The organism is Corynebacterium glaucum, from assembly GCF_030408855.1.
GTDB classification, from domain to species: domain Bacteria; phylum Actinomycetota; class Actinomycetes; order Mycobacteriales; family Mycobacteriaceae; genus Corynebacterium; species Corynebacterium glaucum.
The window spans coordinates 1,664,513-1,680,107 of record NZ_CP047358.1; the positions used below are offsets into that span (position 1 = coordinate 1,664,513).

At 63.3% G+C, this 15,595-nt stretch carries 14 protein-coding genes; 3 read left to right on the plus strand and 11 right to left on the minus strand.

Going from position 1 to position 15,595, the window contains the following annotated elements:
* Nucleotides 1-7 precede the first annotated feature (7 nt).
* Complete coding sequence (locus CGLAUT_RS08065) at nucleotides 8-1,042, plus strand: GTP pyrophosphokinase (RefSeq protein ID WP_290184517.1); 1,035 nt, start codon at nucleotides 8-10, stop codon at nucleotides 1,040-1,042.
* A 45-nt stretch (nucleotides 1,043-1,087) separates the two neighbouring features.
* Here CGLAUT_RS08065 and CGLAUT_RS08070 read toward each other — a convergent pair whose 3' ends face one another.
* The 3 genes from CGLAUT_RS08070 to CGLAUT_RS08080 are packed head-to-tail and all read right to left on the minus strand — an operon-like array spanning nucleotide 1,088 to nucleotide 2,368.
* On the minus strand, nucleotides 1,088-1,471 hold the full coding sequence (locus tag CGLAUT_RS08070; RefSeq protein WP_290184519.1) for an RNA-binding S4 domain-containing protein: 384 nt from the start codon (nucleotides 1,469-1,471) through the stop codon (nucleotides 1,088-1,090).
* Nucleotides 1,472-1,485: 14 nt separating this feature from the next.
* Entirely contained in the window at nucleotides 1,486-1,719 is a 234-nt protein-coding gene (locus CGLAUT_RS08075) for a hypothetical protein (protein WP_095660270.1), read from the minus strand.
* Nucleotides 1,720-1,729: 10 nt separating this feature from the next.
* On the minus strand, nucleotides 1,730-2,368 hold the full coding sequence (locus tag CGLAUT_RS08080; RefSeq protein ID WP_095661130.1) for an IMPACT family protein: 639 nt from the start codon (nucleotides 2,366-2,368) through the stop codon (nucleotides 1,730-1,732).
* 28 nt (nucleotides 2,369-2,396) lie between these two features.
* Here CGLAUT_RS08080 and treZ point away from each other — a divergent pair, with 28 nt between their 5' ends.
* On the plus strand, nucleotides 2,397-4,115 hold the full coding sequence (treZ, locus tag CGLAUT_RS08085) for a malto-oligosyltrehalose trehalohydrolase (protein WP_290184521.1): 1,719 nt from the start codon (nucleotides 2,397-2,399) through the stop codon (nucleotides 4,113-4,115).
* 21 nt (nucleotides 4,116-4,136) lie between these two features.
* Here the strand turns inward: treZ and ilvA are convergent, their stop codons facing one another.
* Complete coding sequence (gene ilvA, locus CGLAUT_RS08090; protein WP_290184522.1) at nucleotides 4,137-5,417, minus strand: threonine ammonia-lyase IlvA; 1,281 nt, start codon at nucleotides 5,415-5,417, stop codon at nucleotides 4,137-4,139.
* Nucleotides 5,418-5,532: 115 nt separating this feature from the next.
* On the opposite strand from ilvA, the gene CGLAUT_RS08095 reads away from it, so the two are divergent.
* Nucleotides 5,533-6,009, plus strand: coding sequence for a hypothetical protein (locus CGLAUT_RS08095; protein ID WP_290184524.1), 477 nt, complete (start codon nucleotides 5,533-5,535; stop codon nucleotides 6,007-6,009).
* Between the two features lie 25 nt (nucleotides 6,010-6,034).
* Here CGLAUT_RS08095 and dnaE read toward each other — a convergent pair whose 3' ends face one another.
* From dnaE to lspA, 7 genes are all read right to left on the minus strand, one after another.
* Complete coding sequence (gene dnaE / locus CGLAUT_RS08100) at nucleotides 6,035-9,598, minus strand: DNA polymerase III subunit alpha (RefSeq protein WP_290184525.1); 3,564 nt, start codon at nucleotides 9,596-9,598, stop codon at nucleotides 6,035-6,037.
* Nucleotides 9,599-9,633: 35 nt separating this feature from the next.
* Complete coding sequence (locus CGLAUT_RS08105) at nucleotides 9,634-10,905, minus strand: ABC transporter permease (protein WP_290184526.1); 1,272 nt, start codon at nucleotides 10,903-10,905, stop codon at nucleotides 9,634-9,636.
* 5 nt (nucleotides 10,906-10,910) lie between these two features.
* Nucleotides 10,911-11,606 carry an ABC transporter ATP-binding protein gene (locus CGLAUT_RS08110; RefSeq protein ID WP_290187098.1) on the minus strand — a complete coding sequence of 232 codons (696 nt, stop codon included), beginning with the start codon at nucleotides 11,604-11,606 and terminating at the stop codon, nucleotides 10,911-10,913.
* 194 nt (nucleotides 11,607-11,800) lie between these two features.
* Nucleotides 11,801-13,480 carry an efflux RND transporter periplasmic adaptor subunit gene (locus CGLAUT_RS08115; RefSeq protein ID WP_290184528.1) on the minus strand — a complete coding sequence of 560 codons (1,680 nt, stop codon included), beginning with the start codon at nucleotides 13,478-13,480 and terminating at the stop codon, nucleotides 11,801-11,803.
* 110 nt (nucleotides 13,481-13,590) lie between these two features.
* Nucleotides 13,591-14,133: a hypothetical protein gene (locus tag CGLAUT_RS08120; protein WP_290184529.1), complete on the minus strand. Its 543-nt coding sequence runs from the start codon at nucleotides 14,131-14,133 to the stop codon at nucleotides 13,591-13,593.
* Nucleotide 14,134: 1 nt separating this feature from the next.
* Nucleotides 14,135-15,016: an RluA family pseudouridine synthase gene (locus tag CGLAUT_RS08125; protein WP_290187099.1), complete on the minus strand. Its 882-nt coding sequence runs from the start codon at nucleotides 15,014-15,016 to the stop codon at nucleotides 14,135-14,137.
* A gap of 44 nt (nucleotides 15,017-15,060) precedes the next feature.
* Entirely contained in the window at nucleotides 15,061-15,555 is a 495-nt protein-coding gene (lspA, locus tag CGLAUT_RS08130; RefSeq protein ID WP_095660278.1) for a signal peptidase II, read from the minus strand.
* Between the last annotated feature and the right edge of the window lie 40 nt (nucleotides 15,556-15,595).

Sequence of the window (15,595 nt, forward strand, 5' to 3'; positions counted from 1 at the left end):
GCCCACAATGAGCAGTAAGAAGATCCACGACGACACCGTCGCGCGCCTCGGCTCTACCTACTTCACCTGGCTCGACGCCAACGAAGGCATCGCAGTCACGTTCCGCAACGCCCTGCACGAACTCATGCTCGACGCCGGCATCAACTTCGACAGGGTCGACGTCAGGGTCAAAACCTGGCCTTCACTCAAGGCAAAAGCACGCAAGCTTAACGACGACGGCGAGCTCCTCTACCCCGATCCTTGGCACGACATCCGCGACATCTTGGGAGCGCGAGTGACTGTTTTGCACTCCACCGAGATCCCCGCGGTGCAGCGCCTTCTAGCTGACCAGTTTGAGGTGCTCCGCAGCGTCGACAAGGCCCAGGAAACGCGCATTGCCGGCGGCTTCGGCTACGGGTCGCACCACCTGCAGGTCCGCGTGACCGAACGATCCGAGGGGCTCGAAGCGTACGTAGGCACAGTCTTTGAAGTGCAGATCCGCACCGTGCTGCAGCATGCATGGGCCGAGTTCGAACACGACATCCGCTACAAGCGTGGGGGTGCCAGCGGCGCGTCTCAACACAAATCCGATCCGCAAATTGACCGCGCGTTTACTCTAGCCGCGGGGTTGATCGAACTCGCGGACCAACAGTTCGACCAGATCGCAGGCATCGCCAATCCGCACCACGATCTCCCAGGGCTCGGCGCAGCCGACGTCGACCTCTCCCCCGAGACACTGCCCGGCATTCTGACCATTCTGCTTGGCCCGAAGTTTCCGCTGTCCCGCGCGGACGACTACCGGTTCCTACTGGAGCTGCTGCGCACCCACGGCATCGAGGAAGTCGACCAGCTGCGCGACCTGATCAACCCCGCAGACATCGAGGCACTATCCAACTCACTTGAATATGCCTTTGAGCCCGGGCAGGTCCGCATCGTGGACGACCTGCTCCTCAACCGCTACGGAACTGACCACATCGAGCGGACCTGGGACGCGGGCAACCGCCCAAAGGTCCGCCGGACCCGCCTCACCCGCAGACTGGCCCGCCTTCGCGGCGCGGATTAGCCGCAGTTGTCCGCCGCGCGGACAACCCTCAACCGCAGCTTGAGGCTAGCGCTTGCGGCCAAGGAGCCGGTCAGTCTCGCGGCGCTCCTTCTTCGTGGGTCGGCCGGCACCGCGATCACGCTTCGGCATTGTGGCGAAAATGTCCATCGGCGGTGGCGGCGGTGACTTGTCGATGTAGCACTGCCGGGCAATCGGCGCCCCGACGCGTTTACGCACCGTTGCAGTGACTTCGAACTCGAGGTAGCGGTGGTCTTTCCACACGCGCACGTGGTCGCCTGGCACCACCTGCGTCGCGGCTTTCACCGCCTGTTCGTTGAGTTTGACGTGCCCTGCGCGCACGGCCTCGGCGGCCTGGCTGCGGGTCTTGAAAATGCGTACCGCCCACAGCCATACATCGATACGGACGGCAGATCCGTCGGGTTGGGTCATCAATTAGTACTCGTCTAGTACTCGTCGACGTGGTTGACGATCTTTTGCGCCTTGTTGTAGTTCACAAACCCGCCGACCACAGCCACCACGAAACCGAGGATGAACAGCGGCCACGAGCTGAAGATCAGCCCGAGCGCGACACCGCCGGCCACGCCGCCACCACCCCACGCAAGGGCGGCGTTCATGTGCTTGCGCATCTCTTGCTTGCGTCGCTCGATCGGGTTGTTCGGACGGGGCTGCATGGTCATGCCCACGAGTTTAACCCAGCTCGATCCAGCGCTGGCCCGCCGCCTTAGCCTCTGAGGAGCCGTGGGTGGCGGCGGCCAACGTGGCGTCGACAAGCGATTGGTCTCCTGGATTGAAGGCGAGCGTGTAGCGGGCCATCGAACCGTACTCGACGCCGACGATCTCGATGCCGGCGCCGCGTAGCTCGGCCTCGATGCGGCCTGCTTCTCCGTGCGGCAGGTCGACAGTGGCCAAGTCTTTCACCACCCGCGTGCGCCGCTGGACCAGCTCGAGCGCTTCCGACACCGAGTTGGTGTAGGCGCTAACCAGGCCGCCGGTGCCCAGCTTGACCCCGCCAAAGTAGCGGATCACCACGGCGGCGACATCGAGCATTCCCGAGCCTTTGAGCACCTCGAGCATCGGCTTGCCGGCGGTGCCTGAAGGCTCGCCGTCGTCGGAGGAGCGCTCGATCGGCTGCGAATTTTCTACGTGCACGATGAACGCGGAGCAGTGGTGCCGCGCGTCCGGGTACGCCTCACGCGCACGCGTGACCAGTCCGCGTGCTTCCTCTTCACTGCGCGCGCGGTCAACCCAGGTGATGAAACGCGAGCGCTTTATCTCAAACTCGTGGGTGACCAGCTCCGCGGCGGGCAATTCATAAGACGTGCGCATTGGGTTGAGGATAGTACGCTGGGTGCGCATGCAGCGTTTCCAAGTCTGGGCACCCCACGCGCGCAACGTGCGCATCACCATCGACGGCGCCACGCACGACATGCGCGCCGAGGACCGCGGGTGGTGGTTCTGCGATGAGGTTCCGCAAGCCGGTCAGCGCTACACATTTTCGCTTTTCGACGGCACCGAGTGGACGAAGCCCTTGCCCGATCCGCGGACCCGCTCGCAACCTGACGGTGTGCACGGCCCGTCGGAGGTTGTGGCGGACGACTTCGAGTGGACCGACCACGATTGGGCCGGCATTCACCTGCGTGACCAGGTGATCTACGAGCTCCACGTGGGAACGTTCACTCCGGAGGGCACGTTCAACGCTGTCACCGACAAGCTGGAGTACCTCGCGGAGCTTGGTGTGAACGCCATCGAACTCATGCCGGTACAGCCGTTCGCCGGCACCCGGAATTGGGGCTACGACGGGGTGGACTGGTTTGCGGTCCAGCACTCATACGGCGGCCCAGAGGGCCTGAAACGGCTGGTTGACGCGGCCCACGCCGAAGGCATCGCCGTGATCCTGGATGTGGTGTACAACCACTTCGGCCCGGAAGGCAACTACAACCCGCTATTCGGCCCCTACACCACGCACGGCCGCACGGGATGGGGCGACGTGGTGAACATTTCCGGCCCAGGCTCGGACGAGGTGCGCGCCTACATCCTGGACTCCGTGCGCCAGTGGCTGGATGAGTTCCACATTGACGGCCTTCGTCTTGACGCGGTGCATGCTTACGACGACCGCCGCGCGTACTCATTGATGGAAGAGATCCGCCGCGTCGCCGACGGGGTCGCCGACGAAACCCGGGTGCCGCGCACGATCATCGGTGAGACAGACCAGAACGACCCGCGCATCGTCAACGATGAATCGCGCGGCGGCTACGGCCTGTCCGCACAGTGGCTCGACGACGTGCACCACTGCGTGCACACCCTGATCACCGGCGAGCGCCAGGGCTACTACATCGACTACGGCACCGTCGAGCTCCTCGCAGACACACTGCGCAACGCCTACCGCTTCCGCGACACGTGGTCTGAGTTCCGCGCCCGCACCCACGGCCGCCCCTTGGACCTCAGCCACGTGGCGCCTTGGCGCATGGTCACGTTCACCACCAACCATGACCAGACTGGGAACAGGGCTGCGGGTGACAGGCCGTCGCAAAGCTTGAGCCCCGAACAACTCGCCCTGCGTGCCGCGACCATCCTGCTGAGCCCTTTCACTCCGATGCTGTTCATGGGCGAGGAGTTTGGGGCGCGCACGCCGTTTCCGTTCTTCGTTTCGCACACCGACGATGAGCTTGCGCGAATGACGCGCGAGGGCCGCCTGCAGGAGTTCGCCCGGCAGGGCTGGAACTACGCGGACGTGCCCGACCCGCTCGATCCTAAGACCTTCGAGTCCGCACGGTTGGATTGGGAGTTTGAGAAGGAGCAAGCCATGCTTCTCGACGCCTACCGTGAACTGCTTGAAATCCGCCGCACCCGAGGCTTCAACCGCGAAGATCTGCGCGAGCTTCAGGTGGAGCACGGAGAAACGTGGCTGACCATGCGTGACGCCGCTTCCGCGTCCGTGACTTTCGCGGCGAACTTCTCGGACGCGCCGGTGACCGTGCCGGTGGGTGGCGAGCTGGTGTACTCGTTCACCACTCCGAAGGTAGGGGCCGAGGAGACCGTGTTGGACCCGTGGGGGTTTGCGGTGCTGGCGTAGCTGTTGGCTTATTGCAATGGCTTACCCGGAGACGATGTACTCGTACTCCGGGGTGCCCGGCTCGAGACGGCGACATTCGATGGGCGAATCCGCCATGCGTTCCAGCAGCGGTTCCAGGTCGCTGGCGCGGGTGAGCTCCAGCCCCACGAGGGCGGCACCGGTCTCGCGGTTGTTCTTCTTCAAGTACTCGAAGAGGACGATGTCGTCGTCTTTGCCGAGGATGTCCGTGAGGAAGGTGCGCAGCTGGCCCGGCTCCTGCGGGAAGTTGACCAGGAAGTAGTGACGCAGCCCCCGGTGCACCAGGGAGCGTTCCATGACCTCGGCGTAGCGCAGCACGTCATTGTTTCCACCAGAGATGATGCACACCACGGTGGTGTCCGGCTGGATCTTGATATTATTCAGCCCCGCCACCGCGAGTGCACCGGCAGGCTCGGCAATAATGCCCTCGTTTTGGTACAGGGAGAGCATCTCGGTGCATACGGCGCCTTCGTCGGCAAGCAAAAGATGGGTGCGGCCCTGGTTGCGCTCGATGACTTCGTAAGGGAACTCTCCGATGCGCTTGACCGCGGCGCCGTCGACGAAAGGGTCGATGTCGGTGAGGGTGACCGGGCCCTCGTTTTCCAGCGCAGCGGTGAGCGATGCGGCGCCGCGCGGCTCGACGCCGACGATGGCGGTGCGGGGCGACATGTCCGCGAAGTACGAGGTCACGCCCGCGAACAGCCCGCCGCCGCCGACCGGCACAACCATCGTGTCCAGCTGACGGCCTAGCCCGGTGAGCTGCGCGAGAATCTCCGCGGCGACGGTGCCCTGGCCGATGACGGTGTCGCGGGAGTCGAACGGCTCAATGATTGTGGCACCGCGGGCCGCTGCGTCCTCTCGCGCCGCCTGGGCGGCCTCGTCAAACGTGTTGCCGGTGACCACTAGCTCGATGTTGTCACCGCCGTGTACGCGGATTCGGTCCCGCTTCTGCTTCGGAGTGGGCTTGGGAACGAAGATCTTGCCCTGGATATTCAGCGCCCGACACGCGTACGCCACGCCTTGCGCGTGGTTACCGGCGGACGCGGCGACAACGCCAGCGGCGCGGTCCCCCTCCGACAGCCCCGAGATGCCGTAGTAGGCGCCCCGGATCTTGTACGAACGCACGTCCTGCAAATCCTCACGCTTGAGGTATATCTGCGCGTTGTACTGCTCCGACAGTCGCGGACAGTACTGCAGGGGCGTCGGCTCAATCACCGACGAAATCCTGGCCTGCGCCGCCTGGATGTCTGCGGCGCGAACTGGCTGGAACGTGCTGGAGGTCATGGTAGCTAATACTAATTCCCAGCTGGTTTCAGCGGGAACGCGGGCTGTGCTCAGCTGAGAAACCTGATAGATTTTTCAGCTATCTGAACCGTTGCTTATGCGAGGAGACTGACGCATGAAATCACGTACCGCACTTGCCGTCTTGACTGCCACATGCCTGTGCATGGGCGGAGTTGCAACCGCGCAAGCGCAGAGCAGCTCCTCGTCGGATGGGAGCTCGCTATCCACCGGTAGCCGCTCATCCGACGGGGGATCTTCGCGGGGCGACGGCTCTTCGCGCAGCGGCGGATCTTCCGACGACGGAAAGTCCCCGATTACCTCCACGGTTCGAGTTACAGCGCCTGCGGTCACAGTCACTCCCTCGCCGACTACCTCCCCCGCACCTACGTTCACCCCGGGCGGCCCGAGCTCGGATTTCATCGCCCGCGGCATCCTGGATGACGAGACCAAGGAGATTTTCGACGGGATTCAGGCCGTCATCCTGCTCGGCACCGGCCTGCTCCAGCTCGGCGTGATTCTGGTCGAGATCTCGCCGCGCTGGAAGACCGCGATAGAGCAATGGCTCGCCTCGCGGAACATCAAAGTCGGATAGTCCGGCGAGCGGCGGCCTAGGTCGACTATCCCAGAATTCCTGGACCCATTGATGCTTTCAGGTCGCCCATCAGCGATGCCGAGCGTTCGATACGCAGGTGGTCACCAAGAACCATGAGCTGACTGTGTTCCCCGTTGACCAGGTTCAGGTAGACATCGGTGTCACCAGGATTGTTTACAAGGACCTGCTTGAGCTTCGAGATGTTATTCACCGTGCACTGGTCCGTGCGCATGGTGAGACGCAGCGGCAGGCCGGCACCGTTGCCGGGGCCCAGGTCGGGGACCTTCACGTCGTCGCCGAACAAGCTCATGCGGTCATCGCGCCACGACACGTGCGCTTTGACCAAGATGATGTTGTCTTCCACGATCTGCGGCGCGACGAGTGCATAGACCTTGTTGAACAGCAGCACCTCGACCTGCGCACCATGGTGATCCTCAATCGTGACAATCGCCCACGGCGAACCGTCCTTCTTGGAGAATCGTCGATCCACAGACGAGATCAGGCCACCGATAGTGACCTCCGCACCGTGTCGAAGCTCGCCGCCGAGGATGGTGGTGAGCTCGGTGTCGGTCTGCATGTCAATGGCCTCTTCGAAGCCGTCGAGCGGGTGGCCCGAAACGTACAGGCCGAGCATCTCGCGCTCAAGAGCAAGTTTGTGTTTGCGATCCCATTCGTCGTCGGGCACCTCGATCGCAAACGCAGACACCGCGCCCTCGGCCTCGTCCCCACCAAAGGCCGCGAAGAGGTCGAACTGGCCCTTGTCAGCTGCCTTCTTGGTTGACAGTACCGAGTCGACCGCGTCCTCCTGGATGAGCATGAGTCCCTTGCGCGGGTGTCCAAGAGAGTCAAACGCACCGGCCTTAATCAGCGACTCGGTAATGCGCTTGTTGCAGGCGGCAAGATCGATCTTGTCCAAGTAGTCCGAGAATCCGGTGAAGTGACCCTTGGTGCGACGAGTTTCTTTGATCGACTCGACCACCTCGGAACCCACATTTCGGATCGCCGCCAGACCGTAGCGCACGTCTTCACCGACCGCGATGAAGTTCTCTTCCGACTCGTTGATGTCGGGCTGGAGCACTGAAACACCCATGTGGCGGCAGTCAGCGAGATAAATCGCGGATTTGTCTTTCTTGTCACCCACCGAAGTCAGCAGCGCCGCCATGTACTCGGCGGTGTAGTTCGCCTTCATGTAGGCGGTCCAGTACGACACCAGGGCGTAACCGGCGGCGTGCGACTTGTTGAACGCGTAGGACGCGAACGGCTCGATCGTGCCCCACAGTGCGTCGACCGCGGCCTTGGAGTAACCGTTCTCGAACATGCCGGCTGAGAACGTCTCGTACTCCTTGGCCAGCACCTCGGGCTTCTTCTTGCCCATTGCCTTACGGAAGCCGTCTGCCTGGCCGGCGGTGTAGTTCGCCACCTTCTGCGAGATGTTCATGATCTGCTCTTGGTAGACGATCAGACCGTAAGTTTCGTCGAGAATCTCTTTGAGCGGCTCCTCGAGCTCTGGGTGGATCGGGGTGATGGGCTTGCGACCGTTCTTGCGATCCGCGTAGTCCCAGTGCGCGTTCACACCCATCGGTCCCGGGCGGTAAAGCGCCAGCGACGCGACGATGTCATTGAACCCGGTCGGCTTCATGCGCTTGAGCAGCTCCTGCATGCCGCCCGAGTCGAGCTGGAAGACGCCGAGGGTGTCACCGCGGGAGAGGAGTTCGTAAACATTCTCATTGTCGGTGGTCAGTGCCTCTAGGTCGATGGTTTCACCACGGTTCTTTTCGACGTTCTCCAGCGCGTCACCAAGCACCGTGAGGTTGCGAAGCCCCAGGAAGTCCATCTTCAAAAGACCAATGGCCTCACATGCCGGGTAGTCCCAGCCGGTGATCAGTGCGCCGTCGGCCGGGCGCTTCCACATCGGAATATGTTCCATGAGCGGCACGGAAGCCATAATCACCGCACACGCGTGCACACCCGCCTGACGTACGACGCCCTCGAGACCGCGGGCGGTTTCGTAGATCTTTGCGACGTCCGGGTCCGTCTCGATCAGCGAGCGCACCTCAGCCGCCTCGGCGTAGCGCGCGTGCTCCGGGTCGGTGATGCCGGACAGCGGAATGTCTTTCGCCATGATCGCCGGTGGCAGTGCGGCGTTGATCCGGTCTGCCATCTGGAATCCCGGCTGGCCGAAGTTCACCTTCGCCGAGTCCTTGATCGCCTGCTTTGTTTTCACCGTGCCGAACGTGATCACCTGGGCGATTTTGTCTTCGCCCCAACGCTCTGCGGCGTAGGTGATCATCTCGCCGCGACGGCGATCGTCGAAGTCGATATCGATATCCGGTGCACTCGGGCGCTCCGGGTTGAGGAAGCGCTCGAAGAGCAGGCCATGCTCCATCGGGTCGATGTTGGTGATGGTGAGCGCGTACGCAACCAGCGCGCCCGCTGCTGAACCACGACCTGGACCAACGCGGATACCAATCTCGCGGGCATGCTTGATCAGCTCTGCGACGATGAGGAAGTAGGACGGGTAGCCCTTCATGTCGATCACGTCGATCTCGTAATTCGCGCGCTCGATATAATCCTGAGGCACCTCGGCGCCGTCGAACCGGTCCTCCAGCCCGCGCATGACTTCTTTGCGCAGCCACGTGGTCGGGGTCTCGCCCTCCGGTACGTCGGCGATCGGCATGCGATCGTGCGGGTGTTCCTCCCAGAGCTCGGAGTAATCACCGACGCGCTCAGCGATCCACAGGGTGTTGTCGCAGCCGTCAGGTACTTCCGAGTCCCACAGCTCGCGCATCTGCTCTGCGGATTTGATGTAGTAGCCCGTGCCGTCGAACTTGAAGCGGTCCGGGTCCATCAGTGTCTTACCGGTTTGCACGCAGAGCATCGCCTCGTGAGCTGGTGCTTGGGATTCAAGCACGTAGTGGCAATCGTTAGTGACCAGCGGCGGAAGGTCGAGCGCTTCGCCGATACGTAGCAGGTCTTCACGAACGCGGCGCTCGATGTGCAGGCCGTGATCCATCAGCTCAAGGAAGTAGTTATCGCGGCCGTATATGTCCTGCCACATTGCTGCAGCCTCGAGCGCCGCATCATATTGCCCCAAGCGGAGGCGCGTTTGCACATCTCCCGAAGGGCAACCCGTCGTAGCGATGATGCCGTCGGCGTGCTCGGCGATGAGCTCGGCATCCATGCGTGGCCATTTACCCAGCTGGCCCTCGTAGGACGCAAGAGAAGAGAGCTTGAAGAGGTTGCGCAGACCTGTGGCGTTCTCGGCCAGCAGCGTTTGGTGCAGGTACGCACCGGAGGCGGAAACGTCGTCTGACTTTTGATCAGGCGTACCCCAGAGCTGACGCTTCTTATCGAAGCGACTTCCGGGCGCCATGTACGCCTCGATGCCGATGATCGGCTTGATGCCCGCATCGACCATGCGGCGGTAGAACGCGTTCGAGCCGAACATGTTGCCGTGGTCGGTCATTCCGACTGCAGGCATGCCCTGGCGGGCAACCTCTTCGGCGAGCAAATCCACCTTCGCCATCCCATCGAGCATGGAAAATTCGGTGTGATTATGCAGATGCACGAAGGAGGAGTTTTTGGCCATGCGGCTCATTGTATCGGCCGCGCCAACACACTCCCCTATTCGTAACGCAGCGCTTCGACAGGCTCCATTTTCGCCGCGCGGGAGGCCGGGTACGCGCCGAAAAAGACGCCAATGGCCAGCGAGAAGAACAGGGCCAGGAGCACCGCCATAATGGGCGGTGTCGCAAACGCGTCGAACGCTGCGGTGCCAGCCATGCCAAGCAATCCGCCGAGCACGACACCGATGATGCCGCCGAGCAAGCACACCATCATCGCTTCGATGATGAACTGCATACGAATGTCGCTTTGGGTAGCCCCGAGTGCCTTGCGGACGCCAATCTCCCTCGTGCGCTCAGTGACGGTAATAAGCATGATGTTCATCACGCCAATGCCACCGACCAGGAGCGAAATACCCGCGATCGCGGAGAGCACCGACGTCATGATGGCGAACACCTGCGTCAGTTCCTTAATCGCGTCAGACATGTCGAGTACCTCTGCCGTGTACTCGTCATTTCCCCTGTAAAGGCGGTCGAGGTAGGTCTGCAGATCCGATTGGAACACCGCGGTTTCCTCCTCCGCGCTCGAGCGCACGGTGAAGAAATTGAACCATTCGGCGTCCATACCAACGCGGTTCGCGCCGCTGATCGGGATATAGATATCCGCGTACGACTGCGGCCCCATCTGCATGCCGCCCTCGTTAACGTCCTTGGCGATGCCCACCACGGTGAAGACCGCGATCTGCCCGTTCGCCTCGACATCAATCCGGCTGCCCAGGGCCTCCTGCGGATTGCCGCCGAACGCCGCATCCACGAGCGACCAAGTCACCACCGCGAGCGGACGTTGCCCATCGATGTCGTCTTGGGTGATCCCGCGACCGTATTCGATGTCGATGCCCCGCATCTCCAGCGACGCAGGCAACACTGGGTTGATCCCGGTGCTCACAGGCGTGTCTTCGAACAAGACTTCGCCGCCACCGGAGTTCTCTATGTCGATGCCTTCGACGCGCTCGCCAAAGTGCGCTTGAAGATCTTCGAAATCCTGAAGCGACATCGCGTTTTCGGCATCCATGGCTGGCGCGTAGTCTAACGCCGCGAAAGGATCGTCGGAAACTTCTTCTTCGTCAGGCCGCTCGTGCACCATCACCATGTGCGTCGTGGTGCCAATGCCCTGCATGCCGCTCATCACCTGGTTTTGGAGGCCACGGCCCAGGGTGGTGATGACAATGACGGCGGTGATGCCGATGATGATGCCCAGCAGCGTCAGCAGCGAGCGCATCTTGTTGTTGTTCAGGCTTGAAAGCGCAAGCCTGAGCGATTCTCGGATGTTCACGCAGCTTACGCCCCTTCGTGTCGCACGCCCGAGGGTTCACGGATGTCGTTAATGCGACCGTCGATAATCTCGACGATGCGCTCCGTCTCCTCGGCGAGCTCCGGGTTGTGGGTGATCAGCACGATCGCCTTTCCCAACTCGTCGTGCAACTGGTGGAACAGGTCCATCACCAGCCGTCCGGTTTTGGTGTCCAAGGCGCCGGTCGGTTCGTCGGCAAGCAAAAGATCCGGGTCATTCGCTAGCGCGCGTGCGATTGCGACTCGCTGCTTCTGACCACCGGAAAGCTCGTTGGGCTGGTGGTGGATGCGCTCGCCCATGCCCATCATGCCCAGCAGCTCCTCGGCGCGGGCCTCGCGGGCCTTCTTATCGACGCCCGCGTACATCATCGGCATCGCGACATTCTGCAGCGCGTCGATGCGCCCCACCAAATTGAAGTTTTGGAACACAAAGCCGATGTTGTGGCTGCGGTAGGTGGCGAGTTCCTTGTCGCTCTTGGCATACACCGGCTCGCCGTTGAAGGCGTAGGCGCCCTCGGTGGGCCGGTCCAGCATGCCGATCAAGTTCATCAGCGTGGACTTGCCGCCGCCGGACGGGCCAACGATGGAGACGAACTCGCGCTGTCGGGCCTGGAACTCGACACTGTGGAGCACGGTGAGCTCGCTCGGCTCGCCCACGTTGTAGGTCTTGACGATGTTGCGCATGTCGATGAGCAAGCCGGTATCGGCAAGGCGTGGGCCCTGTGTTGCGGCCACCGGTTGCTCGGATACCACCGCAGGTTGCTCAGCCGTCGCAGGTTCCTCGCCGAAGAAGAACGGATCGTTGTCCTGGTGCGGCTGCGGATCGGTCTGTTGCTCGGATTTCTTGCGTCGAAACGGGTTACTCACAAGCTCTCCCCTTACTTCGACTCTGCCGGGCGGGTACTGGTGACCGTCACGGTCGCGGTCGAGGAGCCCTTCGTATTCTTCGCATCCTCCACCGCGCCCGGATCGAAGCTCGGGTCGGTAATCGAGACGGTCTCGCCGATGCGGTCGCGGTACTCCTCGGGCCAGTTGATCACGATGTCGCCGGCCTTCAAGTCACCGCCGGTGATAGCGATGTCGACGTCGTTCGCGGTGCCGGTCTTCACTTCGCGTTCCTCGACCTTGCCGGAGCCAGCGTCGTCACCATCGGTGGCTAGAACGAGAACCTTGTCCTTGCCGCCGTCCTCGTAGACCGCATCGAGCGGCACGTTGAGCGCCTTATCGGTTTCCGCAGTGATGATCTCTGCACGGACAGAGCCGCCCAAGAGCAGCCCCTCCTTGTCACCGGTGACCTCAATCTCCACCGGGAACATCACGGTGGAGCCTTCGCCGCCGCCAGCACTATCTCCGCCGCCCATCACGGCAGCCGGATCCACGCTGGCGCCGCCGCCGGAGTTTCCGGCGGGAGAGATGCGAGTTACGCGACCCGCGTACTCCTTCTTGCCGGTGGCGGTGGAAGTGAAGGTCACTCGGTTGTCCTTGGCAATCGATGCGACGTCGGCTTCGCGTACCTCGGCGCGGATGATCAGACGAGAGTCGTCGGCAATGCTCAAGATACGTCCCTGCGGCACATCACCTTCCTGCACGTCGACCGAGGTGACTAAACCGTTGATCGGCGAGTAGATCGTCGCTTCCTTGACCTGGTACTCCAGGGTGCCGTCGCCGGCTTCGAGCTCGGAGTTCTCCATTGCGCGCCACGCGGAGTCCACCTGACCCTGCAGCTGGATGCGCTCTTGCTCCACCTGCGAACGCGCGGCCGCGAGTTCAGCCTGCGCATCCTGCAGTGCCGCGTATGCCTCCTGCGTACTCATCCCCGCGGACGGCGCGTAGTTCCCCTCCAACGCCGGAATCTCAGCGGGGTACCCCTGCACCTGGTCTCCGGGAACCGGAACTGGAGCGGGCTCGGGAACAGGCACAGGCACAGGGGCCGGAGCAGGTGCGGGCGCTGGCGCCGGCTGCTGCCCGCCATTGCCGTGCACCTGCTGGTCGAGCCAACTGGAGACTTGTCCGGCCATGTCGGTGGCCACGCGCACCGCGCGGGTCGCCGCGCGCACCCCACCGTTGGCAGCCACCGCTGCGTCGTACGCCGCCTGCGCCTGGTTCACCTGCGCCTGCGCCGCGCGAATCGACGGGTGCGTGCCATTAGCCACGCTGGCGTTGAGCGCGTCAAGCTGCGCCTGAGCCTGGTCCACACCCTGCTTCGCTTCTGCCTGGGCGTTGGCCTGCTGACGCTCCTGAATCTGCAGCTGGCGGTCCAGCTGCTCAGTGTTCATCTCTGCGAGCAGCTGCTCGGTACGCACGCGATCGCCGGGCGCAACCTCGATGCGCTCCACCTCAGACTGCACGGAGGACGTAATGCTCACCGCACGGATCGGCGCGATCTTGCCGCTGACCACCACGCTATCGCGCACGCCCTCAGCGGAGGCGATGGTGTAGTCCCCCGGCGCGAGACCGTCCTCGCCTCCCCCGTCGCCGCCGCCCGGCATCCCGCAGGAACCGAGGAAGAACGACGCGGCCACAACCGCTGAGAGGGCTTTGAACTTGGTGGAAGCCAAGGTGTCTCCTTACGTACCGTGCCTGAAAAACCGGCTAGAACCTCAGCAGACTATACACGCCCAACCTGTGTCACTCTGGCCGAAACGGGAAAAATAGCACCTAGGTCAATCTAGTTGACAGGCCAAATCGCAAACGAACCCCATACCGCATCCGGTGGCAGCGCCTCGAGCGCCCGCACCCCCTCGGCATCCGCGAGCGCCCGCAACGTCGCGCCGTTGTCGTAGACCACCACCGCCGCAATCGCCTCCGGGTCCAGCTGGATGCCGTTGGCTCTGCCTTGCGCCGCCAGCCGCTCAGCTTCGCGCTGGAACACATCTGCCCGGTTTTGGCCGGTTGTGGGTTCGGGAATGGGCTGAAATGGGGCGTCGATAAGCAAAAGTGCATTGACCCTCCGCACCTCCCGCACGATGGCTGCGGCCTCCTCCGCGCGGCGCGGCGTATCAAAGGTGACCAGGGCAAAGGAGGAGCTTTCGCTTATCGACGGCTTCGTGCGCGACGCATACTCCTCCCAACTTTCCCCTTGGTTACGCCCGAGGGTGTCGCCCTGGAGGGTTGGTGCGTGCGGTTGGGTGCGCAAACCCACGACGTAGACTCCGGCGACGACGAGGATGATGCCAAGCGCCGCGGCGAGCGCCGTTGCGAGGCGGCGCATCCTACGACTGCCTCATCGCGTCGAGCGCGTGCTGCAAATCAGCCGGGTACGGCGACTCCACCTCCACGTAGTCGCCGGTGCGCGGGTGGGTGAAGCCGAGCTTGGTGGCGTGGAGCCACTGGCGGTTCAGGTTCAGCTCCTTGGCCAGGTTGGGGTCGGAGCCGTACATCGGATCGCCCACGCACGGGTGGCCAATGGCGGACATGTGCACGCGGATCTGGTGCGTGCGGCCGGTCTCCAGGTGCACCTCGAGCAGGCTCGCGCGGCGGAAGGCCTCGAGCACCTCGTAGTGGGTGACGGACTGGCGGCCGTCGTCAGTGACCGCGAACTTCCAGCCGGACGACGGGTGGCGCCCGATTGGCGCGTCGATGGTGCCCACGATCGGATCCGGCAAGCCCTGGACCATGGTGTGGTAGGTCTTGTCCACCGTGCGCTCTTTGAATGCGCGCTTGAGCACGGAGTAACCGGGGACGGAAAGGGCGACGACCATGACGCCGGAGGTGCCGACGTCGAGGCGCTGCACGATGCCTTTACGCTCCGGTGGGCCCGCGTCCGGCAGCGTGAAGCCCATTGCTTGGAGGCCGCCGACGACGGTTGGACCTTCCCAGCCAAGGGTGGGGTGCGCGGCGACGCCGACGGGTTTGTCCACCGCGATGACGTCGTCGTCCTGGTAGATGATGGTCAGGCCCTCGACGTGCTCGGCGACCGGCTCGGGCGCGCGCTTCGGCTCCGGCAGGGTCGCTTCGAGCATGGTGCCAGGGGTGACGCGGTCGGACTTCTGCACCGGCTGGGCATCGATGAGAACATCGCCCGCCGCAATCATGTCCGCGGCGGCGGCGCGGGAGACGCCGAAGAGCTTTGCAATCGCCGCGTCCACGCGCATCCCGTCAAGGCCCTCAGGCACGGGCAGGGAGCGAAATTCCCCGCTCACTGCTTCTGCCCCAGTTCGGCAACGAAAATAGCGATCAGCAGCACGACCACGCCGACGCTGATGCTGGCATCCGCGATGTTGAACACAGCGAAGCTGCGCACTGAGATGTAGTCCACGACGTGCCCGAACCAGAACCCCGGCTCGCGGAAGAGGCGGTCGCAGAGGTTGCCTAGGGCGCCACCGGCGATGAGGCCGACGCCGAGCGCCTCGAAGCGGCTCGTGATGCGCGGGGCGTAAATCAGCGCGCCGATCACGAACGCGAGCTGGATGGCAGTAAACAGCCAAGTGACGTTCGTGCCCATAGAAAACGCGGCGCCCGGGTTGAACAACAGGCGAAACTTCAGCCACTCGCCGAGCACGTAGACCGTCTCACCGGGCTCAAGCCATGAGAGCATGAATTGCTTCACTGCCTGGTCCACCGCCGCGATGGCCACCATCGCGACCGCCACCGGCGCGAGGTAGTTGCGGGTGGATACTGTCTGCGCTGTCATCACCGACTCACTGTAGCCGGTTCGGCACAGTGCTTCGGAA

What these genes read in the sequence shown, in the direction of transcription:
- CGLAUT_RS08075 (WP_095660270.1), bottom strand. Translation starts at nt 1,719, where the DNA reads ATGACCATGCAGCCCCGTCCGAACAACCCGATCGAGCGACGCAAGCAA.
- dnaE (WP_290184525.1), bottom strand. Translation starts at nt 9,598, where the DNA reads ATGGCCAAAAACTCCTCCTTCGTGCATCTGCATAATCACACCGAATTT.
- CGLAUT_RS08120 (WP_290184529.1), bottom strand. Translation starts at nt 14,133, where the DNA reads ATGCGCCGCCTCGCAACGGCGCTCGCCGCGGCGCTTGGCATCATCCTC.
- CGLAUT_RS08095 (WP_290184524.1), top strand. Translation starts at nt 5,533, where the DNA reads ATGAAATCACGTACCGCACTTGCCGTCTTGACTGCCACATGCCTGTGC.
- treZ (WP_290184521.1), top strand. Translation starts at nt 2,397, where the DNA reads ATGCAGCGTTTCCAAGTCTGGGCACCCCACGCGCGCAACGTGCGCATC.
- CGLAUT_RS08110 (WP_290187098.1), bottom strand. Translation starts at nt 11,606, where the DNA reads ATGCGCAACATCGTCAAGACCTACAACGTGGGCGAGCCGAGCGAGCTC.
- CGLAUT_RS08125 (WP_290187099.1), bottom strand. Translation starts at nt 15,016, where the DNA reads ATGCGCGTGGACGCGGCGATTGCAAAGCTCTTCGGCGTCTCCCGCGCC.
- lspA (WP_095660278.1), bottom strand. Translation starts at nt 15,555, where the DNA reads ATGACAGCGCAGACAGTATCCACCCGCAACTACCTCGCGCCGGTGGCG.
- ilvA (WP_290184522.1), bottom strand. Translation starts at nt 5,417, where the DNA reads ATGACCTCCAGCACGTTCCAGCCAGTTCGCGCCGCAGACATCCAGGCG.
- CGLAUT_RS08065 (WP_290184517.1), top strand. Translation starts at nt 8, where the DNA reads ATGAGCAGTAAGAAGATCCACGACGACACCGTCGCGCGCCTCGGCTCT.
- CGLAUT_RS08070 (WP_290184519.1), bottom strand. Translation starts at nt 1,471, where the DNA reads ATGACCCAACCCGACGGATCTGCCGTCCGTATCGATGTATGGCTGTGG.
- CGLAUT_RS08080 (WP_095661130.1), bottom strand. Translation starts at nt 2,368, where the DNA reads ATGCGCACGTCTTATGAATTGCCCGCCGCGGAGCTGGTCACCCACGAG.